21 protein-coding genes and 1 riboswitch are annotated in these 20071 nt (G+C 64.9%); of the genes, 10 read left to right on the forward strand and 11 right to left on the reverse strand.

The window, feature by feature from the left end:
- The first annotated feature begins 6 nt into the window (after positions 1–6).
- Together A8950_RS12860 and A8950_RS12865 are read left to right on the forward strand one after the other, a co-directional pair.
- A complete protein-coding gene (locus A8950_RS12860) occupies positions 7–474 on the forward strand; it encodes a CinA family protein (RefSeq protein ID WP_133614084.1) in 468 nt (155 codons plus the stop codon).
- A gap of 10 nt (positions 475–484) precedes the next feature.
- Complete coding sequence (locus tag A8950_RS12865) at positions 485–1294, forward strand: hypothetical protein (RefSeq protein WP_133614085.1); 810 nt, start codon at positions 485–487, stop codon at positions 1292–1294.
- A gap of 10 nt (positions 1295–1304) precedes the next feature.
- Here the strand turns inward: A8950_RS12865 and A8950_RS12870 are convergent, their stop codons facing one another.
- Positions 1305–1622: a hypothetical protein gene (locus A8950_RS12870; RefSeq protein WP_133614086.1), complete on the reverse strand. Its 318-nt coding sequence runs from the start codon at positions 1620–1622 to the stop codon at positions 1305–1307.
- 21 nt (positions 1623–1643) lie between these two features.
- Positions 1644–1857, reverse strand: a riboswitch (cobalamin riboswitch).
- A 169-nt stretch (positions 1858–2026) separates the two neighbouring features.
- On the opposite strand from A8950_RS12870, the gene A8950_RS12875 reads away from it, so the two are divergent.
- From A8950_RS12875 to A8950_RS12895, 5 genes are all read left to right on the forward strand, one after another.
- A complete protein-coding gene (locus A8950_RS12875; RefSeq protein WP_133614087.1) occupies positions 2027–3202 on the forward strand; it encodes a phosphoserine transaminase in 1176 nt (391 codons plus the stop codon).
- Positions 3203–3205: 3 nt separating this feature from the next.
- Positions 3206–4786, forward strand: a complete 1581-nt coding sequence (gene serA / locus A8950_RS12880; protein WP_133614088.1) for a phosphoglycerate dehydrogenase — start codon at positions 3206–3208, stop codon at positions 4784–4786.
- Positions 4787–5005: 219 nt separating this feature from the next.
- Entirely contained in the window at positions 5006–5347 is a 342-nt protein-coding gene (locus tag A8950_RS12885; protein ID WP_133614089.1) for a hypothetical protein, read from the forward strand.
- A gap of 203 nt (positions 5348–5550) precedes the next feature.
- On the forward strand, positions 5551–6549 hold the full coding sequence (locus A8950_RS12890; RefSeq protein WP_133614090.1) for an SDR family oxidoreductase: 999 nt from the start codon (positions 5551–5553) through the stop codon (positions 6547–6549).
- 53 nt (positions 6550–6602) lie between these two features.
- The gene (locus A8950_RS12895; protein WP_133614091.1) at positions 6603–7529 is read left to right on the forward strand and encodes an arginase family protein; all 927 of its coding nucleotides are present in this window, start codon (positions 6603–6605) and stop codon (positions 7527–7529) included.
- Positions 7530–7550: 21 nt separating this feature from the next.
- Here A8950_RS12895 and A8950_RS12900 read toward each other — a convergent pair whose 3' ends face one another.
- From A8950_RS12900 to A8950_RS12920, 5 genes are all read right to left on the reverse strand, one after another.
- Positions 7551–8252, reverse strand: a complete 702-nt coding sequence (locus tag A8950_RS12900) for a pirin family protein (protein WP_133614092.1) — start codon at positions 8250–8252, stop codon at positions 7551–7553.
- A 169-nt stretch (positions 8253–8421) separates the two neighbouring features.
- Positions 8422–10104, reverse strand: a complete 1683-nt coding sequence (locus A8950_RS12905) for a formate--tetrahydrofolate ligase (protein ID WP_133614093.1) — start codon at positions 10102–10104, stop codon at positions 8422–8424.
- Positions 10105–10302: 198 nt separating this feature from the next.
- Positions 10303–11178, reverse strand: a complete 876-nt coding sequence (locus A8950_RS12910; protein ID WP_208109851.1) for a dimethylarginine dimethylaminohydrolase family protein — start codon at positions 11176–11178, stop codon at positions 10303–10305.
- A gap of 55 nt (positions 11179–11233) precedes the next feature.
- Positions 11234–11860 carry a dimethylsulfonioproprionate lyase family protein gene (locus tag A8950_RS12915; protein ID WP_133614094.1) on the reverse strand — a complete coding sequence of 209 codons (627 nt, stop codon included), beginning with the start codon at positions 11858–11860 and terminating at the stop codon, positions 11234–11236.
- Between the two features lie 32 nt (positions 11861–11892).
- Positions 11893–12771, reverse strand: coding sequence for an alpha/beta fold hydrolase (locus A8950_RS12920; protein WP_133614095.1), 879 nt, complete (start codon positions 12769–12771; stop codon positions 11893–11895).
- A gap of 73 nt (positions 12772–12844) precedes the next feature.
- Between A8950_RS12920 and A8950_RS12925 the strand changes: the two genes are divergently transcribed.
- Complete coding sequence (locus A8950_RS12925; protein ID WP_133614096.1) at positions 12845–13435, forward strand: CGNR zinc finger domain-containing protein; 591 nt, start codon at positions 12845–12847, stop codon at positions 13433–13435.
- Positions 13436–13438: 3 nt separating this feature from the next.
- Here A8950_RS12925 and A8950_RS12930 read toward each other — a convergent pair whose 3' ends face one another.
- Genes A8950_RS12930 through A8950_RS12945 form a run of 4 tightly spaced genes read right to left on the reverse strand, consistent with a single transcriptional unit; the run spans position 13439 to position 17257 of the window.
- The gene (locus A8950_RS12930; protein ID WP_133614097.1) at positions 13439–14491 is read right to left on the reverse strand and encodes an ABC transporter ATP-binding protein; all 1053 of its coding nucleotides are present in this window, start codon (positions 14489–14491) and stop codon (positions 13439–13441) included.
- 7 nt (positions 14492–14498) lie between these two features.
- Entirely contained in the window at positions 14499–15281 is a 783-nt protein-coding gene (locus tag A8950_RS12935; RefSeq protein ID WP_133614098.1) for an ABC transporter permease, read from the reverse strand.
- The gene (locus tag A8950_RS12940; protein ID WP_243735628.1) at positions 15281–16129 is read right to left on the reverse strand and encodes an ABC transporter permease; all 849 of its coding nucleotides are present in this window, start codon (positions 16127–16129) and stop codon (positions 15281–15283) included. Before A8950_RS12940 ends, A8950_RS12935 begins: the two co-directional genes overlap by 1 nt.
- A gap of 42 nt (positions 16130–16171) precedes the next feature.
- A complete protein-coding gene (locus A8950_RS12945; RefSeq protein ID WP_208109852.1) occupies positions 16172–17257 on the reverse strand; it encodes an ABC transporter substrate-binding protein in 1086 nt (361 codons plus the stop codon).
- An 89-nt stretch (positions 17258–17346) separates the two neighbouring features.
- On the opposite strand from A8950_RS12945, the gene A8950_RS12950 reads away from it, so the two are divergent.
- Together A8950_RS12950 and A8950_RS12955 are read left to right on the forward strand one after the other, a co-directional pair.
- On the forward strand, positions 17347–17988 hold the full coding sequence (locus A8950_RS12950; protein ID WP_133614099.1) for a TetR/AcrR family transcriptional regulator: 642 nt from the start codon (positions 17347–17349) through the stop codon (positions 17986–17988).
- Between the two features lies 1 nt (position 17989).
- Positions 17990–18724, forward strand: a complete 735-nt coding sequence (locus tag A8950_RS12955; RefSeq protein ID WP_133614100.1) for an MBL fold metallo-hydrolase — start codon at positions 17990–17992, stop codon at positions 18722–18724.
- On the opposite strand, the gene A8950_RS12960 is transcribed toward A8950_RS12955, so the two are convergent.
- Complete coding sequence (locus A8950_RS12960) at positions 18725–19921, reverse strand: pyridoxal phosphate-dependent aminotransferase (RefSeq protein ID WP_208109853.1); 1197 nt, start codon at positions 19919–19921, stop codon at positions 18725–18727.
- Positions 19922–20071: the final 150 nt, after the last annotated feature.

Raw genomic sequence — 20071 nt, forward strand, 5'->3', positions numbered from 1 at the left:
GACGCGATGGACCTTGCCGGATTGCTGGAACTCTATCGGCAACGCGGCCTCAGGATCGCGACGGCGGAAAGCTGCACCGGCGGCCTGGTTGCCGCCACCCTCACAGCCATCGCCGGCTCGTCGGATGTGTTCGAACGCGGCTGGGTGACCTATTCCAACCAGGCCAAATCGGAAAGCCTCGGAGTGCCGTCCGATCTCATTGCCGCAAAGGGTGCCGTCAGCACGGAGGTGGCGGAGGCCATGGCAAAGGGCGCGCTACGCCGGGCGCAGGCCGATGTTGCGGTCTCGGTCACCGGCATTGCCGGCCCAGGTGGCGGCTCGGCGGAAAAGCCCGTCGGCCTGGTCTTCATCGGCCTCGCCCGCAAAGACGGCTGGTCCCAGGTCGAGCGCTGCCAGTTCGACGGCGACCGCGATGCCGTGCGGCGCCAGACGGTCGCCCGCGCCCTCGCACATCTCGCCACCGCGCTAGACTGACGCGCATGCAATGACTCGCATTCTGGGCATCGATTTCAGCGGTGCCAGCGACGCGGGCGCCAGGATCTGGATCGCCGCCGGTCGGCGCGAGGATGGCCCGCTGTCAGTCACGGATTGCCGGCCGGCCATGCAGCTGCCCGGTGGCGCCAGGGCACCCGGCATCGCCCTTTCCGCCCTCCGCACCCATGTGCTGACCGATGCCGACACGATCGCCGGCTGCGACTTCCCTTTCAGCCTGCCGGCCGATCTGGTGGCGGCAAAAGATTGGCGCCGCTTCGCCCTGGATTTTATCAATCGCTACCCCACGCCGCGGGACTTTCATGATCTCTGCCATGTGGCGACCGGCGGGGTCGAAACCAAGCGGCGCACTGATCGCGAGGACAGGACTCCTTTCAATTCCTTCAACCTGCGCCTTTATCGCCAGACCTGGTGGGGTATCGGCCATCTGCTGGCGCCATTGGTCGCGGCGGGACAGGCGGCCGTCTGGCCGCAGATGCCGAAACGCGCCGGGCGGCCGCTGCTGATCGAGGTCTGCGCCGCCTGCTCGCTGATCCGCCTTGACCACTATCCCAGCTATAAGGGGACGACACCTGCGCACCGCAAGGCACGGGCCGGCATCCTCGATCTCCTGGTGGCATCACATTGGCTGGCAGGGCCGAAACGATCGCTGCGGGCGAGCCTGCTCGACAATACCGGCGGCGATGCGCTCGACGCGGTGATCGGTGCCGTTGCCGTCAACCGCGCCCTAGCGCTCGGCCATCTCGATCGCAAGCCGGACAAGATCGACCGCATCGAGGGGCGCGTCTTCTACACGTTGTGACATGCAGCCTTCAATTCAATGCGGCGCGCCGCCGGCCGGTCACCATCTGTGCCAGACGCGCGCGCGGATATGCAGCCACGGTCTCGACCAGTTTCATGAGCGGAGCCGAGATGCCGGCCTGCTGCTGGCCAAGCACCAGGCGGGCAGCGTCGGCGGGGTCGATGCCGGCGGGCAAGCCCATCACCCAGGCCAGCAGTTTCATTTGCACGGGTTCATGGGCAACGGCATCAAGTTGCCGCAGCGCGTCGCAATACTGCTCGGCCCGCAGCGCGGCGAAATCAGTGGTCGTGGAATCAGTCCGGGAAGCAATCATCGTCGCAACCTCCACCAGGCCCACCGCCCGGTCGTTTGGGTTCATCGGATGATGGCAGGTCTCCTGGCTCGCGGGTCAAAGCGCTCCATCGGCCTTCCCGGGGCTGGTTTGCTCCAGTGGCTCGAATGATGGCGCGCTCACCGCTTACAGTTGCGGGGGCAGCCGCGGTTTCGCACCGCGTTCCCTATTAATCCCGGTCGGCAACGGCCACGCCGCCCCGAATCCGAGAACCATCGTTTCGGAAACTACGCCGCCACGCAGCGAAAGGCAAAGCGCGAAGGATCGCGTGCCGATTGCCCCCGAAATCCTTCTCAAAGCGACCATTTCTGTTCCCTGCTTGACATTCCGCCTTCCCTTGCGGCATACGGATCGCGGGCCACGCTCCCCCAACGGAGCGCTTCGATCTGGAAGGATCGCACATGTTGAAACCGCTGCAGCGGCCGTCGCGGCCGCTTTTCTCGTCGGGTCCCTGCGCCAAGCGCCCCGGCTGGACCCCGCAAAATCTAGATATCTCGGTTCTCGGTCGCTCGCACCGCTCGAAGCCCGGCAAGGACAAGCTGGCCGAGGTGATCGAACGCTCGAAGCGCCTGCTTGGCATCCCGGCTGCCTATCGACTTGGCATCGTGCCCGCCTCGGACACCGGTGCCGTCGAAATGGCCCTCTGGTCCCTGCTTGGACCCAATCCCATCACGGTCCTCGCCTTCGAAAGCTTCAGCGACGGCTGGGCCAGCGACATCGTCAACGAACTGCATTTGCCGACCAAGATCCGCCGCGCCGGCTACGGCGGCCTGCCCGATCTCGGCGGGATCGACAAGGCGGATGACATCGTGTTCGCCTGGAACGGAACCACTTCGGGCGTGCGGGTGCCCCATGGCGACTGGATCGCCGACGACCGCACCGGCCTCACCATCTGCGATGCCACCTCGGCCGTCTTTGCGACGGACCTGCCCTGGCACAAGCTCGATGTCGTCACCTGGTCCTGGCAGAAGGTGCTGGGCGGCGAAGGCGGCCATGGCATGATTGCCCTCTCGCCCCGCGCCGTGGACAGGCTGACCACTTACCAGCCGGCCTGGCCGCTGCCGAAAATCTTCCGCCTCGCCAAGGGCGGCAAGCTGATCGAAGGTATCTTCAAGGGCGAGACCATCAACACGCCCTCGATGCTCTGCGTCGAAGACCAGATCGATGCCCTGTGCTGGGCGGAATCCGTGGGTGGACTGGGCGGTCTCATTGCCCGCTCCGAGGCCAATCTCCGCCTCGTCGCTGATTGGGTGGCGGCCTCCGACTGGGCGGATTTCCTGGCCGAAGATCCAACCACGCGCTCCAACACTTCGGTTTGCCTCAAGATCACCGATTCCTGGTTCCTGGCACAGGACCAGGAAGGGCAGGAACGGGTCGCGAAGGAGATCACCGTTCTGCTCGACAAGGAAGCCGCCGGGCTGGATGTCGGCGCCTATCGCGATGCGCCGCCGGGCCTGCGCATCTGGTGCGGCGCCACGGTCGAACATGGCGATATCGAAACCCTGCTGCCCTGGCTCGACTGGGCTTATGCCACCGTCAAGCACGCGCATGCGACACCGGTCCTGAGCGGGAACTGAATCATGGTAAAAGTCCTCATCTCCGACGAACTCTCACCCGCCGCCGTGAAAATCTTCCAGGAGCGCGGCATCGACGTCACCGAAAAGATCGGCCTGAAGCCGAAGGAACTGGCCGCCATCATCGGTGATTTCGACGGCCTCGCCGTGCGTTCCGCCAGCAAGGTGACGGCCGATGTGCTGGCCGCCGCTGCGAAGCTGAAGGTGGTGGGTCGCGCCGGCATCGGCGTCGACAATATCGACGTGAAGGCCGCGACCGCGCGCGGCATCTGCGTCATGAACACGCCCTTCGGCAACAACATCACCACGGCCGAGCACTCCGTCGCGATGATGATGGCGCTGGCGCGCCACATCCCCGAGGCGAACAGCTCGACCCATCAGGGCAAATGGGAAAAATCCCGTTTTGTCGGCGTCGAGCTTTACGCCAAGACCCTGGGGCTGGTCGGCTGCGGCAATATCGGCTCGATCGTCGCCGACCGCGCACAGGGCCTCAAGATGAAGGTGATCGCCTATGACCCCTTCCTCTCGCCCGAGCGCGCGCTCGACCTCGGCGTCGAGAAGGTCGACCTGGACGCGCTGCTGGCGCGGGCCGATTTCATCTCGCTGCACACGCCATTGACCGACCAGACGCGCAACCTGATCGACGCAGCGGCGCTCGCCAAATGCAGGGACGGCGTGCGCATCATCAATTGCGCCCGCGGCGGCCTCGTCGTCGAGGCCGATCTGAAGGCGGCCCTCGACAGCGGCAAGGTGGCCGGTGCCGCCCTCGACGTCTTTCCGGTGGAACCGGCGACCGAAAACATCCTGTTCGGCCACCCGAACGTCGTCTGCACCCCGCATCTCGGTGCCTCCTCGACCGAGGCGCAGCTCAACGTCGCCATCCAGGTGGCCGAGCAGATGTCGGACTTCCTGCTGCACGGCGCCGTCACCAACGCCCTCAACATGGCCTCTGTCACGGTCGAGGAGGCGCCGAAACTGCGCCCCTATATGCGGCTCGCCGACCAGCTGGGCGCCTTTGCCGGCCAGGCCACCGAGACGGGCATCCGCAAGGTGACGGTCGAATACGAAGGTCATGTGGCATCGCTCAACACGCGGCCGCTGACCGCCCTCATCCTGCAGGGGCTGCTGAAGCCTCTGCTGGCCGACAGCGTCAACATGGTCAATGCACCGCTCGTCGCCAAGGAGCGCAACATCGACCTGACCGAGGCGAAGCACGAGCGCGAGGGCGACTATCATACCCTCATCCGCCTCACCGTCGAGACCGAACGCTGGTCGCGCTCGATCGCCGGCACCCTCTTCGCCGACCAGCGCCCCCGTGTGGTCGACATCAAGGGTATCAAGATCGACGCCGAACTGGGCCCGCACATGCTCTATGTGACCAACGACGACAAGCCGGGTTTCATCGGCCGGCTGGGCACGCTGCTGGGTGACAATGGGATCAACATCGCCACTTTTGCGCTAGGCCGCGCCGCCCAGGGTGGCGACGCCATCGCCCTGGTCGAGATCGATGGCCCGCTGCCGCCGGAAATTCTGCGGGCAGTCCAGGCCCTGCCCCAGGTGCAGCAGGCCAAGGCGCTGGTTTTCTGAGGAAATACCGAATCAGTCTGGATCGGCGGCGGATTGTCGCCGATCTTTCATACTGCGCCAGCTATCTTGCGGTTAACCTATTATTATGATTTGATCCTTGCCGACGCTTCCGGCCGGAATCGGGGGCCGATGTCGCGCAGGTCATGGCCGGCGATAGCGGTTGGGATCCGGTGTCCAGCGACACCCATTAGGGGCATCACTCAAAAGGGGTAGACTCATATGAAAACGTTTCTGTTGCCCGTCCTCGGCGCCTTGGCTCTTGCTGCCTGTGCCGTGCAGCCGCAATACGACCTTGACCGCCAGGTTTCCGGCGAATGCGCCTCGGGCGACGCCAATATCGCCCTGCTGCAGGGCGAAGAGGCCACTGTGGCCCAGGAAATCTACAAGAACGCGCCCGCCATCGCCGTGAATGGCGACGTGGCCAACCTGCTCGGCGGCGACTATGTCGATATCGCCGAGGCCGGTGGTTCGGCGCCCTCCTTCGACTATCACCGCCATATCGAGCTGCGCACGGCCGATTACCAGGCAGCCTGCATCGGCGCCCGGCATCCGAATCCCTGATTTCGGCGACATTGCCGTATCAAAAGCACCGCCGCCGGCCCTGCCGGCGGCGGTTTTCTTTGCCCCGGCATTTGTCTCGCATTTTATGATTATCGTATTGATTTACCTGTAATATTTCTGTGCGTGGCTGGATCGGGCTGCGACCGAGTGGTATAGTTGCGCATGTTTTCGTGTGAGGACTCGTGCCCTCGGGAGTGTGACCCATGCGCCGCGCCAAGCAGATATTGATCATCGGTCGCAACCCGGCTCTCGGTGCCGATTTGACGGCATTGCGCTGGCCGGCCGGTACCGAGATCCACAGTTTCGACGGTCCGGATGTCGGCCTGCTCGACATCGAGCGCCTACGCCGCAATGTCGAGGCGCTGGCGCCCGACCTCATCGTCAGCATCGTCGGCTCCGCCGCCAATGAGCGTGCCGAACGCGACCGGACGCTCACCCAGGCGCGCAGTCATTGGGCGGTCGGCGACCTCGCGGAAGTGGCCGGCGCGCGCAACATCCCCCTGCTCCACCTGTCGTCGGACCAGGTCTTCAGCGGCGACCGGACCACCCCCTATCTCGAATCAGATGCGCCGGACGCAATCAGCGTGTTCGGCCAGGCCCAGGCAGCGGCCGAGGCCGAGATACGCGCCCATTGCCGGCACCACGTCATCCTCAGGAGCGGCTGGCTGTTCGGCATCCATGGCCACAACATGCTGCGCACCATGCTGTCGCTGGGCAAGCGGGGCGGCCGGGTCCACATTCCCCATGACCATGTCAGCGGCCCGACCCCGGCCCGCGAACTCTGCTCGGCATTGCGCCAGGTAGCGACGGTCGTGCTGGATACCGCGGCGTCCGACGGTGCGGGCCATACCGTCCATTTCAGCGCCACGCCACCGGCCACCCTTTTTGAATTCGGCCGCGTCGCCCTCGGCCACGCCGCCGCCTACCGCGTCGCCGCGGAACTGGTGCCGATCTCGCCCAGCCGGTTCGGCGCCATCGGCGCCCCGGCGCGCCGGACCGAGCTTGATTGTGCGATCGCCCGCGAACGCTTTGGCCTGGTACAACCCGATTGGCACGAGGCGCTTGCCGCCTGTGTCGACGAAATCTGCCGCACGGATACGATCGTCTCGGAACAGGATCTGTCGGCGGCACTGGTTCCCATGATGCCGAGGCGCGGTGCGCTGCCGGCCCTTCTCCAGCGCGACCGCCGCCGCGCCGTCTGATTCCGCCATCGTCGCCGATTGACGATGGGTGCGGACGCATCGTAGCGTCCGCCATGCTGTCCCGACCAAATCGCGGATTCCTTGACTGGCCGATCGTCACCGACCCCGGCGCCAGGCGGGCTGATGTCGCGATCGTCGGCATTCCCTTGAGCGAACCCTATCCGCGCGATCCCTGGCCGAACGACCAGGCGAATGCCCCGCAATGGGTGCGGCGCCAGTCGATCCAGTTCTGCGATGGGCGCGACCACTGGGATTTTGACAATGGCGCGCCGCTGGCCGAGTTCCTGCCGCCGCACTGCCACGATCTCGGCGATCTGGTCTGGGACGGCGGGGATTACGGCTCCTTCCTGGCCAGGGCGGGCGAACTGTTCGCCGGCCTGTGGCGCACGAGCACGCAGGTCTTCGGCATCGGCGGCGATCATGGCGCCACCATCCCGCTGCTGCACGGCCTTGCCGGCCTGGGCGAGAAAATCCATATCGTCCACATTGACGCGCATCTCGACTGGCGCGACGAGGTGCAGGGAATCCGCAACGGCTATAGCAGCCCGCTGCGGCGGGCGAGCGAACTGCCCTGGATCGGCGGCATGACCCAGATCGGCCTGCGCGGCACCGGCAGCGCGCGCCGCCCGGAGGTGGAAGCGGCGCTGGCTTGGGGATCGCGGCTCATCCCGGCCCATGAAGTGCACGCGCATGGCATCGACTGGGTGATCGACCAGATTCCCGGCGATCAACCGGTCTTTATTACCATCGATGCCGACGGCGTCGATCCCAGCATCATGCCGGCGGTGCTGGCCCCCTCGCCCGGCGGTCTCACCGCGCCGCAAATGTTCCGGCTGATCCGCGCCATTGCCTCGCGCCAGCGCCTGGTCGGCATGGATGTGGTGGAAATCGCCCCGGCCTGGGAACCGGCCAACGGGCTCACCGCCATCATGGCGGGCCGCATGTTCCTCCAGGCGCTGGGGGCAAGCTGGAAGCGCTGAGCGCCTCCAGCCGCAGGTTCATCAGGCGAGATCGAACAGCAGGAACTCGGCATCGGCCACGGCCTCGATGGTGACCTCTGCAGCGTTGTCGATGGCCGCGCCGTCGCCTTGGCGCAGGACTTCGCCATTCACCGCGACCTCGCCCGCCACCACCTGCACCCAGGTGCCACGTCCCGGCGCCGGCTTGTGAACGACATTGGCACCGGCTTCCAGCAGGCTGGCATAAAGCCTCGCATCCTGGTTGATGCGCAGCGTGCCCGCGGCACCATCGCCCGAAACCAGCAGCTTCAACCGGTTGCGCTTTTCTTCATCCGGCACATGGGCCTGCGCATAGGCGGTCGGCAGACCGGCCGCCTGCGGCAGGATCCAGATCTGCAGGAAATGCACCTCCTCGGCATCCGAGCCGTTGAACTCGCTGTGCTCGATGCCAGTACCGGCCGACATCGCCTGCACGTCACCGCGCTTGAGTTCGCCCCGGCTGCCCAGCGTATCGGCATGGGCGAGCGTACCGCTCACCACATAGGAGATGATCTCCATGTCGCGATGGCCATGCCGGCCGAAGCCCTCATTGGGCCGCACGCGGTCCTCGTTGATGACGCGCAGGCTGCGATAGCCCATCTGCTTGGGGTCGTAGTAATGGCCGAACGAGAAACTGTGCTTACTGTTCAGCCAGCCGATGTTGACATGCCCGCGATCGGCCGCGGGACGGCGGATGACGCTCATGGCCTCACTCCTGATTCTTGATGGACGTGTTGGAAAGAAGATGATGTTGCGGCTGCGGCGAAACAATGATCCCGTCCTGCACAATACCGTCCACGGATCGGCAACAATCGGACAACAAAAAAAGCCGGCCAGATGGCCGGCTTTTTCTTTTACGTGGAAAGGGTTGGCCCTAGAACAAGCCTTCCACTTCCAGCTTGTCGTTGAGGCGGATGTGGTTGGCCGAGGGCACGCGCGGGAGGCCCGGCATGGTCATGATCTCGCCGCAGACCACCACGATGAACTCGGCACCGGCCGAAAGGCGGATCTCGCGGATCGGCACGACGTGGTTCGAGGGTGCGCCTTTGAGGTTGGGGTCGGTCGAGAAGCTGTACTGGGTCTTCGCCATGCAGACCGGGTAATGGCCGAAGCCCATCTTTTCGAACTCGGCGAAGCGGTCGCGCACCGCCTTGTCGGCGATGATGCCCTGGGCGCCATAGAGGTTCTGGGCGATGGTGCGGACCTTGTCCCAGAGTGGCATCTCGTCCGGATAGAGCGGCTTGAAATTGCTGCTGCCGCCATCGGCGAGCTTCACCACGGCATGGGCCAGCTTCTCGGTGCCTTCGGAGCCGAGAGCCCAGTGGTTGCACTCGATCGCCTCGGAACCCAGTTCGGCGCAAAGCTGGCGCACGGCGTCGAGCTCGGCATCGGTGTCGGCCGAGAAGCGGTTGATCGCCACCACGGCCGGCACGCCGAACTTCTTCACGTTCTCGATATGGCGGGCGAGGTTCTCGCCGCCTTTCTTCACCGCGGCCACGTTCTCCTTGCCGAGGTCTTCCTTGGCGACGCCGCCATGCATCTTGAGCGCCCGGATGGTGGCGACGATGACCGCCGCCGCCGGCTTCAGGCCCGCCTTGCGGCACTTGATGTCGAAGAACTTCTCGGCGCCCAGGTCGGCGCCGAAGCCGGCTTCGGTCACCACGTAATCGGCGAGTTTCAGCGCGGTCGTGGTGGCGATCACCGAGTTGCAGCCATGGGCGATATTGGCGAACGGACCGCCATGGATGAAGGCCGGGTTGTTTTCCAGCGTCTGCACCAGGTTGGGCGCGATCGCGTCCTTCAGCAGCACGGTCATGGCGCCGTCGGCCTTCAGGTCGCGGGCATAGATCGGCTTCTTGTCGCGGGTATAGCCGACGATGATGTTGCCGAGGCGCTTGGTCAGATCGGCAAGGTCGGTCGACAGGCAGAAGATCGCCATCACTTCGGAGGCGACGGTGATGTCGAAGCCGTCCTCGCGCGGGAAGCCGTTGGAGACGCCGCCCAGCGAATTGGTGATCTGCCTGAGCGCGCGGTCATTCATGTCGATGACGCGGCGCCAGGAGACGCGGCGGGTGTCGAAGCCAAGCTCGTTGCCCCAGTAAATGTGGTTGTCGATCAGGGCCGAGAGCAGGTTGTGCGCGGCACCGATGGCGTGGAAGTCGCCGGTGAAATGCAGGTTGATGTCTTCCATCGGCACGACCTGGGCATAGCCGCCGCCGGCCGCACCACCCTTTACGCCGAAGCAGGGGCCGAGGCTGGGCTCGCGCAGGCAGATGATCGCCTTTTTGCCGATGCGGTTGAGGCCGTCGCCGAGGCCGACCGTGGTCGTGGTCTTGCCCTCACCCGCCGGGGTCGGGTTGATCGCCGTCACCAGGATCAGCTTGCCGTCCTTCTGGTTCTTCAGCGACTTCACATAATCCATCGAGATCTTGGCCTTGGTATGGCCGAAGGGCAGCAGATGCTCTTCCTTGATGCCAAGCTTGGCCGCGACCTCGCGGATCGGCTTCATTTTGGCTTCGCGCGCGATCTCGATATCGCTGCCGACCTTCTTCGACATGGAACTTCCCCTATGGATCAAGAACTTTGCCGCGGGCCCGGAGGACCCGGCTGGTTGCAGAGACTAGGTCCGAATCCGCCCGGCCATCTGCCTGCCGGCGACCGGTTTTTGTCGATTTTGCGCCGTCGCAGATGTCGCAATGACGTCATTTTCTCATCTATCCGGCCGGAATTCTCATGAATCCCGGCCCCTTGCCTATCAGACGCGCTCCAGCGGCCGGGTCAGGCAGGTGGGTCCCCCCTCGCCCGGCACCGAGATGGCGTCGGCCTCGATCACATGGACCTTGCAGCCGGCCTCCTCCATCCGCGCTTTCGTCACCGGATTACCCTTCACCATCACCACTTCTCGAGGCGCGATGGCCAGCACGTTGCAGCCCATGGTCGGGAATTCGGCGTCCGGCACCTCGACCAGCTTCTGCCCGCGCTTGAGCAGCCATTCCCGGAAAGGGATCGGCATCAACGGCGAATAGACTAGCTGCAGGTCATGGTCCAGGGGCGAGATCACCGACATCAGGTGGAAGACGTCGCCCTCGCCCTTGTAGTGCGGCATCACCGCCACCTCGACATGCACATCCGGCCCGACCAGGTTCCTGAACTGGCGGATACCCTCGTCATTGGTGCGATAGGTCCGGCCAATGGCGACGGTCTTTTCATCCAGCCAGATGAGGTCCCCGCCTTCCAGCTTGCCGGCACCGGTGATGGCACCGATAACCGGGATCTGCGTCTCGGCAAAGAACTTGCCGTGGATGGCCGGCTCGCCCTCGCGCTGCTTCTTGCCCATATTGGCGAGGATGACGCCCCTGGGGCTGACCGTCGCCGCATCGCGCACATAGAGGCTGTCCATGGTGAGGGAATCCGCCGGCGGCAGATAGAGAATGTCGGCGCCGATACCCCGGATGATCTCGGCAAAGCGGTCGTGCTCGGCTTGCGCCTTCGCCAGATCGGGACGGTAATGGTAGTTGAGGTTCTGCCATTCGCGATCGATCCGCGCATCATTAACAAAGGCCTCGGCCGGGCGGCGCATGGCAAGCCGCTTCAGGCGGCCGAATTCGTTCAATCCGGAAAGCATGGTCATTTGTTCCTTGCGGTATCAATTTCCGGCCGCATAGGACGCAAACCGCCTGCTTCGGTCAAGGGGGCGCGGTCCGGGGCCAGACCTGGGACTTGCCGGTCCAGAGGCACCAGATCGCCAGCAGCGGCTCCGGCCCCGCGCGCATGGCATGGGGCGTATCGGCGACATTGTAGATTAGGCCGCCGATACCCGGCGTGAACCAGTCGCTGCCGCCATGGCGCCACGCACCGGGCGAGAGGGCGATATAGATTTCCGCCGGCGGGTGGTGATGCTCAGGATAAGTGACATGGGGCGCCATCAGACTGACCCCGATCCAGACGTCGTCCCGCCGCTCGATCCCCTGCGGACCCACGATGGTGGCATTGGCGTGGCCATCATAGAAACCGCCATCGCCGGGCGTCGCCGTCGGGCGGCGCTCCCAGGAAAGCACCGGGTCGACGCTCTTGAGGGCCAGGCCGAGTTCAGCCAGCGAACCGCCCTGGCTGCACACCCGATCGAGCGCCCTGTCGAATTGGTCACAGACCGGCAGCCGCTGGGGCATGGAATCGCCCGCCGTTGCCGGTCGCCGGAGCGCCGCGAAAACAACACTGGCAAGGTCGCGGGCCGGGCCGGTTTCCAGGCGCGCGTCCAACGCCACCTCGAGCCGGTCGGTTAAATGCTGCAATTCCGGGGGGCGCATCGTCATGACCAAGTGAGAGCAGACCGGCATCGCCGCGGTCAAGCGACCTGCTGGAAGAAATCGCGCAGGGCGGCGGCCGTGGCCACCGGTTCCTCCTCGGCCAGGAAATGGCCGCAGGGCAGGCTCTGGTCGCGGATATCATCCGCCCAGGGGCGCCAGGCCTCAGCCACCGAAACCCCCTCGGCGAGATAATGGCCCCAGAGGACAAGGACCGGACACTGGATGCGCTGGCCCGCATCGCGGCTGGCGCGGTCATCGGCCACATCGGTGCTGGCACCGGCGCGGTAATCGGCGCAGGCGGCGGCGATGACCTCGGGCTTCCTGAACGCAGCGCGATAGGCGGAGCGCGCTTCCGGTGCCAGCTTCGCCGCGTCACCCGCCCAGCGTTCGATCAGGTGATCGATGTAGAAATCCGGATCATGGCCGATCATGCGTTCTGGGACCGGTGCCGGCACGGCAAGGAATTGCCAGTGATAGGTGGCGAGCGCCTCGCGCCAGCCCATGTTCTCCCAGACGGCGAGGGTAGGCACGATATCGAGGGCGGCAAAGGCCCGGATTCGATCCGGAAAGTCGAGCGCCAGGCGGAAGCCGACCCGCCCGCCGCGATCATGCCCCGCCAGCAGGAAACGCGCGTGGCCGAGTTCGCGCATCAGCCCGGCCATGATCCGCGCCGTGTGGCACTTGGCATAATGGCGGTGTGCGGCATCCGGCACCGGCCCGTTGCTGTCGCCATAGCCTGGAAGATCGGGCATCACCAGGGTGAAGTCCCTGGCAAGCATCGGTGCGACCTGGTGCCAGATCACGTGGGTCTGTGGGAAACCGTGCAGCAGCAGCAGGGCCGGACCGGTCCCACCCGTGACCACCGCCAGCGAGGCACCGTCCACCTCGACCCGATGCCGATGAAACCCCTCGAACATGCCCGCCTCCCACCTATAGAACCAGTTTAATAGGTTCCTTGTATAACAATCAGGAACCGGTTATACAAGTTCCATGACAGGTCCCGTCGCCCTTCCCGCCCGCGATCCTGCCGATCTCGCCTTTCATTTCGAGACTGGCCGGCTCTGCCTCAACTTCACCGCGACGCTGGCCGAGCGTCACGGCACCAGCTTCGACCGCTGGCACGCGCCCGGCGACCTCGCCCGCTGGTGCGCCGAAGCCGGCTTGCTGGCCCCGGCCAGAATAACCGACAAGGATCTGGCCAAGGCCCGGGAACTCAGGGAAGCGATCTACCGGCTGGTGCAGGCACGGGCGGGCGGGAAGTTGACCAGGCCCGTCGATGTCGCGCTCGTCAACAATTGGGCGGCCCAGCCGGTGGCGGCCCCCATGCTCGACGGCAAGGGCACCAGCATAACTCATGCCGCTCGTGATCCCCTCGCCGCCAATCTATCCGCCATCGCCCGCGATGCCATCGACCTCGTCGCTGGGCCGGATTTAGCGCGCCTGCGCGAATGTGCCGAGCATTCCTGCTCGGTCCTCTTCGTCGACCTCTCGCGTCCGGGCAAGCGGCGCTGGTGCTCGATGAACCGCTGCGGCAACAAAATGAAGAAGGCGGCTTTCAGGCAGCGACAGGCGGCGAGCTGAGGCTCAGGCCTTCAGGACTACAACATCGTCGCGCGCGGCATGCAACGTCACCGTGGCGCCGGTTTTGAGGCCGGCAGAAACCGGCGCGCGCAGGACCAGGTCCTGGCCGGACATGTGACAATGGCAGCGGCAATGGGTTCCCTGAAAGGACAATTCCTCGACCCGCGCCTGACCCAGGGCAAAGCCGTTGGCCGGTGGCGTCAGCTGCAATTGTTCGGGCCGGAGCACCAGATGCACGTCCGACGCCAACAGGGCCGAACCCGGGACCACGAGGGCGCCAAGCGGCGTTTCCACCTGGATCTCGCCCGAGGATACGGCGGCAACACGGCCCGCAAGCACGTTGCTTTCGCCCATGAAGGTCGCGGCAAACAACGTGGCGGGCTTCAGATAGACCCGGTCCGGCGGCCCCATATCCTCGATGCGACCCTTGTTGACCACGACGATGCGGTCGGCGATCGACATCGCCTCTTCCTGATCATGAGTCACATGGACGAAAGTGGCACCGGAGCGTTTCTGCAGGCGCACCAGTTCTTCCTGCATCTGGCGCCTGAGGGCCAAATCGAGCGCGCCCAAGGGCTCGTCGAGCAGCAGCACCTTGGGCTCGACCGCCATCGCCCTGGCCAGAGCCACGCGCTGGCGCTGGCCGCCGGAAAGCTGGTGCACACCGCGCTTGCCGAAGCCTTTGAGCCCGACCAGTTCCAGCATCGCTTCGGCTTTCGCCAGACGCGCGGGTTTCGCCATGCCCTGCATGCGTAGGCCAAAGGCCACGTTGGCGGCGAGGCTCATATGCGGGAAAAGCGCGTAGTCCTGGAAAACGGTGGCAGTCGGACGCCTGGCCGGCGGCAGGTCAGTGAAATCCTGCCCATCGATCAGCACACGGCCGGAGCTCGGGCTGGCAAAGCCGCCGATCATGTTGAGAAGTGTGGTCTTGCCACTGCCAGAGGGCCCCAGCAGGACGACGAATTCGCCGGCGGCAATGGAGAGGTCAAGCGGCGCCACGACGACATTGCCGTCATATTCCTTGGTTACGCTGCGGAATTCAACGCGGTCGGTCATCTTGCTCTCAAGCTCTGTTGCGCCGCGCCCGCCAGAGCAACAGCTCGACCAGCGCCACGGCAAGGATGGATATGCCGAAGACCAGCGTCCCGGCGGCATTGAGTTCGGGCGACAGGCCGGAGCGCAGCATGCTCCAGATCACCACCGGCAGCGTCACGTCGAAGCGCGACAGCAGGAAGGCAATGACGAATTCGTCCCAGGACAATGTCGCCGCAATGAAGAACGCGGCGAGCAGGCTCGGCCACAGCATCGGCACGGTGATCTCCAGGACCACGCGGGCATCGCTGGCGCCGAGATCATAGGCCGCGCGCTCGATATTGGCCTGATGCTCGCCCAGCTGCGAATAGAGGATGGCGAAGGTGAGCGGCAGATTGATCACGACATGACCGATGCCGATCACCCAGAGCGACTTGCCGATGCCCAGATGGTTGAAAAAGATCTGCAGGCCCATGCCGATGATGAGGTAGGAGACCGTGATCGGCGCCATCAGCAGGAACTGGTAGAGGCCGGAAAGACGCCGCCTTTTCCGCGCCATGGCATAGGCGGCGAGGAAGCCCAGCACCGTCGCCATAAACGCCGAACCCAGGCCGACCAGCAGCGAGTTCCAGAGCCCGTCGGTGATCTTGCGGTTGGCCATCACCTTGGCCCACCACCTCAGGCTGGGCCCGTCGAAGGGCGGCACCGGCGCCATACCGCCCTGGAACGAGAACTGGATGAGGACCAGCACCGGCAGGAAGATGAAGAGGAGCGCGATGCCGAGATAGGCCCAGCTGGCGAAACGGCCGACCATCACACGCGCCCCATCTTCAGATGCCGGGCGGACAGCAGGAAAGCCGCCGTGACCACCAGCATCAGCACCATGGAGAGCGCCGAGGCGAGCGGGAAATCCGCCTGGCGCCCCAATTGCAGCATGACCGCCTGGGGCAGCAGCAACTCCTTGGACCCGCCCAGGATCTGCGGCGTGATGTAGTCGCCGATGGCGAGTACGAAGGTAAGGAAGGCGCCGACCGCGACGCCCGGCAGGCTCAATGGCAGGGTCACGTGCCAGAAGGTCTGCAAGGAATTGGCGCCAAGATCGGCCGCCGCCTTGCGATAGCTCTCCTTGATCTGCACCAGATTGGCATAGATGGTGAGGGTCAGCAGCATGGCGAAGAAATGCACGAAACCTAGCACTGTCGCGAAGCGAGAGTTGCCCATGCCGACCGGCTCGGACAGCAAGCCAAGTTCCAGCAGCGATTGGTTGATGATGCCGTTCTCGGAGAGGACCAGCAGCCAGCTATAGGAGCGGATCACATAAGAGGTCCAGAAGGGCAGCACAGTAAGGACCAGCACCAGCCGCTGCCATTGTCTCGGGATGCGATAGGCCAGGATATAGGCCAGCGGATAGGCCACCAGCACCGAAAGGACGGTGGTGAGGAGCGTGACCTCGACCGAGTTGATGAGGGCGCCCACAAAGGTGCCCTCGGCCTTGGTCAGGAAGGCCTGGTAATTGGCGAAGGTCCAGGTCAGCGTGATCCGGCCCTCGATCCGCTCCGAGAGGCTCATCAGCAGCATGGCGATGAGCGGCAGAACGAAGAAGGCCGCCGTCCAGGCCAGCGCCGGCAGATGGCCCCAGGATTTGAGGCTGAGAGTCTTCAAAGGAAAGGCCAGTTCACGCCATCAACAGCCGGATGCCGCGCCTCACGCCCCCAGCACTTCGGTCCAGACGTCCAGCATGGCGGCATCGAGATCGGCGTCGGGAATGAAATAGGGGTGCGAATTGGCGATGAAGCCCGGCTGCTGGTCCCAGCGCAGCTGCTTCTTCTGGCTGTCGTCGAGTTCCGCCTTGGCATTGGCCGGCATCGCCCAATAACAATCGGCCGTGGCGAGCGCCCCCTGCCCCTGCGGCGAGAGGATGTATTTGACGAATTCGGTGGCGAGGTCCTTCTTGGCGGAATCCGCGAAGACGCCGATCGCCTGGCCCCAGCGGATGCCGCCTTCCTTGGGCAGCGTCCAGTCGAGTTCCGGCTTTTCCACCATCATGCCGGCAACGGTATACTCGCCGCCCGCGACCAGGATGTCGGCAGCACCGGTGAGGAGCGCGTTCTGCGTCGTCACCACGTCACCCACCACCGAGGCCAGCTTCTTCATCTCGAGCAGCTTCTCGCGAATGGCCGGCAGGCTCATCTGCGTGATCGTGTCCGGGCGAATGCCGAGGCCCAGCGCCACCATCTCCATGGTCGGGATATAGTAATTGTAGATGGCGATCCGGCCGGAATATTTCGGGTTCCACATCACCGCCGCCGTGGCCACGTCCTCGGCCGCGACCCTGGTATTGTTGAAGGCGATGGAGTTGTAGCCGAACTTCTCCGGCATCGCGTAGAGCTTGCCGTCCTTGAAGTGCAGCTGCGGCTGCCGAAGCTCCGGGAAGATGTCGTCCCAGGGCATCTCGGCCTCGGGCAGTTCCGCCAGCAGCCCCTTCTCGACCGCCCCGGGCACGTCGACGGAATCGATCACGAAGACGTCCCAATCACCCGGCTGCGATTGTTCTACCAGGCTGTAGGCGGTACCGGTGCCCTCGTACTCCTTCACGTTGATGGTGACACCGTGCTTCTCGGCGAACGGGTCCAGCAGGCGCGCATGGGTGTGATCGCACCAGACCAGGCAGTTGAGCTCATCCGCCGCCTTGGCGAATTTCGGCGTGATCGTCATGGTGGCGAGACCGGCGGCACCCAATTGCAGCGCGCGGCGGCGGCTGATGAGATTGCGCGTGAAGGAACTGATCATGGCCCACTCCCGAACTGATTGTTGTTTCTTGTTGCCAAAAAAGTGAATGAACTCCAAAATAAAGTCAATTCACATTTCAGGCAGAAAACATGACCGGCCTCCGAGAACGCCAGAAAGCCGGCCGCCGGCGCGACATCCTCGCCGCCGCCAGCCAGCTCTTTGCCAGGAACGGCTTTGCCGACACCTCGGTAGAGGCTATCGCCGCTCTGGCCGAAGTCGGCACCGGCACGGTCTACAACTACTTCTCCTCGAAGGGCGATCTGCTGATGGCGCTGGTGGCGCTTGACGGCGAACAGGTGCGCGCCAGAGGCAAGCGCTTCATCGCCGGCCGGCATGCCGATCCGGCGACGGCGCTCTACGGCCTGCTCGCCATCTATATCGACCACTCGCTGGTTCATCTCACCAAGGAATTGTGGCGCAACGCCATGGCGACCGCCCTGACCCAGGCTGACTCCCCCTTCGGCATCGGCTACTTCGAGAACGACCGGCTACTGGCCGAGCAGGTGGGCGAACTGGTTGCAGTGCTCCAGGCCGACGGTAGCCTGAAGTCCGATATCGATGCAGCCCAGGCCGGTTCCGCGCTCTTCATCATCGTCAACGGCCTCTTCATGCAGTTTGTGGCGCAGGAGAAGATGCCGAAGACGCAGCTTCATGCCCGCCTCAGGGCGCAGGTGGCGCTTTTTGTCGCCGGCCTTTCCGCCGAAACCGTGCTGCAACGCAAGAGAGCCTGAAATGCGGATCGCAACGCCAGAGACCTGGTACGAGACCAAGCCGGTCGGCGACGGCATAACCTGGATCTTCGAGCCCTTCATCAAGGAATACTACCGCTGCAACATCTGGCATGTACGCGGCCGAGCGCGCGACCTGCTGATCGATTCCGGCATGGGCGTCGTCTCCTTGCGCGATCGGGTCCGGATCCTCGCCGAGCGGCCCCTGCTCGCCGTCGCCTCGCACACCCATTTCGACCATATCGGGACGCATCACGAATTTGCCGAGCGCGCCGTGCATCCGGCCGAGGCAGAGGTGCTGGCGCACCCCAGCCGCGCCAATACAGTTGCCGACCGCTATGTAACGGACGATTCGATATTCACCGCCCTGCCGCCGGGCGACTGGGATGCGCTGCGATACGACGTGCGCCCGGCGCCGGCCCAGACCCTGCTGGATGAAGGCGACGTGGTCGACACCGGCGACCGCTCGTTCGAGGTGCTTCACCTGCCCGGCCATTCGCCGGGCTCCATCGCGCTCTACGAGAAGGCGAGCGGGATCTTGTTCTCGGGCGACGTCATCTATGACGGCGAGCTTGCCTATAGCGCCGATCAGGCCGTGGAAATGCGGCAATATGTGGCCAGCATGAAGCGCGTCCTCGCGCTCCCGGTGCGCATCGTCCATGGCGGCCACTATCCGAGTTTCGGCCAGGAAAGGCTGCGGGCGATCGCGCGCGCATTCCTCGCCGAATTCGATCGCTGATCAGGCGGCCTTGCCGAGGCTCCGGGTGAAATCGGCGATGCGCCGGCAGGCCTCGGCCAGCGATGCCTCGTCGATGGCGAAGGAGATGCGCAGGTGACCCGCGGCCGCCTTGCCGAACGCCGTGGCATCCAGCACCGCGACGCCGGTCTCGCGAAAGAGCCGCCAGGCATAGTCGCGTGCGGTAAGGCCGGTGCCGCGCACATCGGCCAGCATGAACATGCCGGCCGCCGGCTGGCGGCAGATGATTCCGGGCAGGTGCCCGAGGGCGGCCAATGCCAGGTCGCGGCGACGGCGATAGGCCTCGCGCATCTCGGCCACTTCCGGCACATGGCTTTCGAGCGCCAGGGCGAGCGCGTTCTGGATGAAGGGTGGCAGGCCATAGAGGTTGGTGAGGCCAAGATTACCGACGTGATGGATCAGTTCGCTCGGCCCCACGATCCAGCCAGCGCGCCAGCCGGTCATGGCGTGGGATTTGGAGAGGCTGTTGATGGTGACGGTCCGCTCTGCCATGCCGGGAAGGCTGCAGATGCTGACATGCTCGCCCTCGAAGATGATGGTGGAATAGACCTCGTCGGAAACGACCCAGAGATCGTGCCGGCGCGCCAGTGCCGCAATGCCCTCGAGCTCGACACGGTTCAGCACGGCGCCGGTCGGGTTGTTGGGGGTGGCAAAGAAGATGGCACGGGTCCTCGGCGTGATCGCCTGTTCCAGGGCAGCGAGGTCGAGGCGGAACCCGGTTTCGGCCGCCAGCGGCACGCGGACCAGATGCGCGCCGCCTGCCTGTACCGTCGCCTCATAGGTGACATACATCGGCTCCAGCACGATCACCTCGTCGCCGGGCCCCAGGATGCACATCGCCGCGGCAAACAGGCCGCCCTGGGCGCCGGCGACGATGGCGACATTCTCCGGCCCGACCGGTTGTCGGGTCAGGCGAGCGTGCTGCGCCGCCACCGCCTTGCGCGCCCGCGGCAAGCCCAGCACGTCGGCATAATGCGTGTCGCCGGAACGCAGGCCGGCCACCGCGGATTCGACGATCGCTGGCGGCGAGTGGAATTCCGGGTCGCCGATGGAGAGGACGATCACGTCCTTGCCGGCACGCTTCTGGTTGACGGCCTCGACATGGAGATCCCAGGCGGCGGCACCTTCGCCGGCCAGTCGCTGGGTGAAATCGGCATATCGCATCACGGACCCTGACATTTCTTTGCTGTTTCGAAGAGAGGTAAAGTCCGCTAGAGATCGGGTCAAGGTCGCCCGGGCGAATGACGGCCAATCGCCTGCGGACCCGGCTCAACATCCGGCGCTTCGCCGTTTTTCCGACGTTTCGCCGCATCCACCCAGACGAGGCAG

The sequence above is a fragment of the Dongia mobilis genome (genome assembly GCF_004363235.1).
GTDB lineage: Bacteria > Pseudomonadota > Alphaproteobacteria > Dongiales > Dongiaceae > Dongia > Dongia mobilis.

What these genes read in the sequence shown, in the direction of transcription:
- A8950_RS12890 (WP_133614090.1), top strand. Translation starts at nt 5,551, where the DNA reads ATGCGCCGCGCCAAGCAGATATTGATCATCGGTCGCAACCCGGCTCTC.
- A8950_RS12910 (WP_208109851.1), bottom strand. Translation starts at nt 11,178, where the DNA reads ATGACCATGCTTTCCGGATTGAACGAATTCGGCCGCCTGAAGCGGCTT.
- A8950_RS12915 (WP_133614094.1), bottom strand. Translation starts at nt 11,860, where the DNA reads ATGACGATGCGCCCCCCGGAATTGCAGCATTTAACCGACCGGCTCGAG.
- A8950_RS12925 (WP_133614096.1), top strand. Translation starts at nt 12,845, where the DNA reads ATGACAGGTCCCGTCGCCCTTCCCGCCCGCGATCCTGCCGATCTCGCC.
- A8950_RS12895 (WP_133614091.1), top strand. Translation starts at nt 6,603, where the DNA reads ATGCTGTCCCGACCAAATCGCGGATTCCTTGACTGGCCGATCGTCACC.
- A8950_RS12875 (WP_133614087.1), top strand. Translation starts at nt 2,027, where the DNA reads ATGTTGAAACCGCTGCAGCGGCCGTCGCGGCCGCTTTTCTCGTCGGGT.
- A8950_RS12900 (WP_133614092.1), bottom strand. Translation starts at nt 8,252, where the DNA reads ATGAGCGTCATCCGCCGTCCCGCGGCCGATCGCGGGCATGTCAACATC.
- A8950_RS12865 (WP_133614085.1), top strand. Translation starts at nt 485, where the DNA reads ATGACTCGCATTCTGGGCATCGATTTCAGCGGTGCCAGCGACGCGGGC.
- A8950_RS12955 (WP_133614100.1), top strand. Translation starts at nt 17,990, where the DNA reads ATGCGGATCGCAACGCCAGAGACCTGGTACGAGACCAAGCCGGTCGGC.
- A8950_RS12950 (WP_133614099.1), top strand. Translation starts at nt 17,347, where the DNA reads ATGACCGGCCTCCGAGAACGCCAGAAAGCCGGCCGCCGGCGCGACATC.
- A8950_RS12920 (WP_133614095.1), bottom strand. Translation starts at nt 12,771, where the DNA reads ATGTTCGAGGGGTTTCATCGGCATCGGGTCGAGGTGGACGGTGCCTCG.
- A8950_RS12930 (WP_133614097.1), bottom strand. Translation starts at nt 14,491, where the DNA reads ATGACCGACCGCGTTGAATTCCGCAGCGTAACCAAGGAATATGACGGC.
- A8950_RS12935 (WP_133614098.1), bottom strand. Translation starts at nt 15,281, where the DNA reads ATGGTCGGCCGTTTCGCCAGCTGGGCCTATCTCGGCATCGCGCTCCTC.
- A8950_RS12945 (WP_208109852.1), bottom strand. Translation starts at nt 17,257, where the DNA reads ATGATCAGTTCCTTCACGCGCAATCTCATCAGCCGCCGCCGCGCGCTG.
- A8950_RS12885 (WP_133614089.1), top strand. Translation starts at nt 5,006, where the DNA reads ATGAAAACGTTTCTGTTGCCCGTCCTCGGCGCCTTGGCTCTTGCTGCC.
- A8950_RS12860 (WP_133614084.1), top strand. Translation starts at nt 7, where the DNA reads ATGGACCTTGCCGGATTGCTGGAACTCTATCGGCAACGCGGCCTCAGG.
- serA (WP_133614088.1), top strand. Translation starts at nt 3,206, where the DNA reads ATGGTAAAAGTCCTCATCTCCGACGAACTCTCACCCGCCGCCGTGAAA.
- A8950_RS12960 (WP_208109853.1), bottom strand. Translation starts at nt 19,921, where the DNA reads ATGTCAGGGTCCGTGATGCGATATGCCGATTTCACCCAGCGACTGGCC.
- A8950_RS12905 (WP_133614093.1), bottom strand. Translation starts at nt 10,104, where the DNA reads ATGTCGAAGAAGGTCGGCAGCGATATCGAGATCGCGCGCGAAGCCAAA.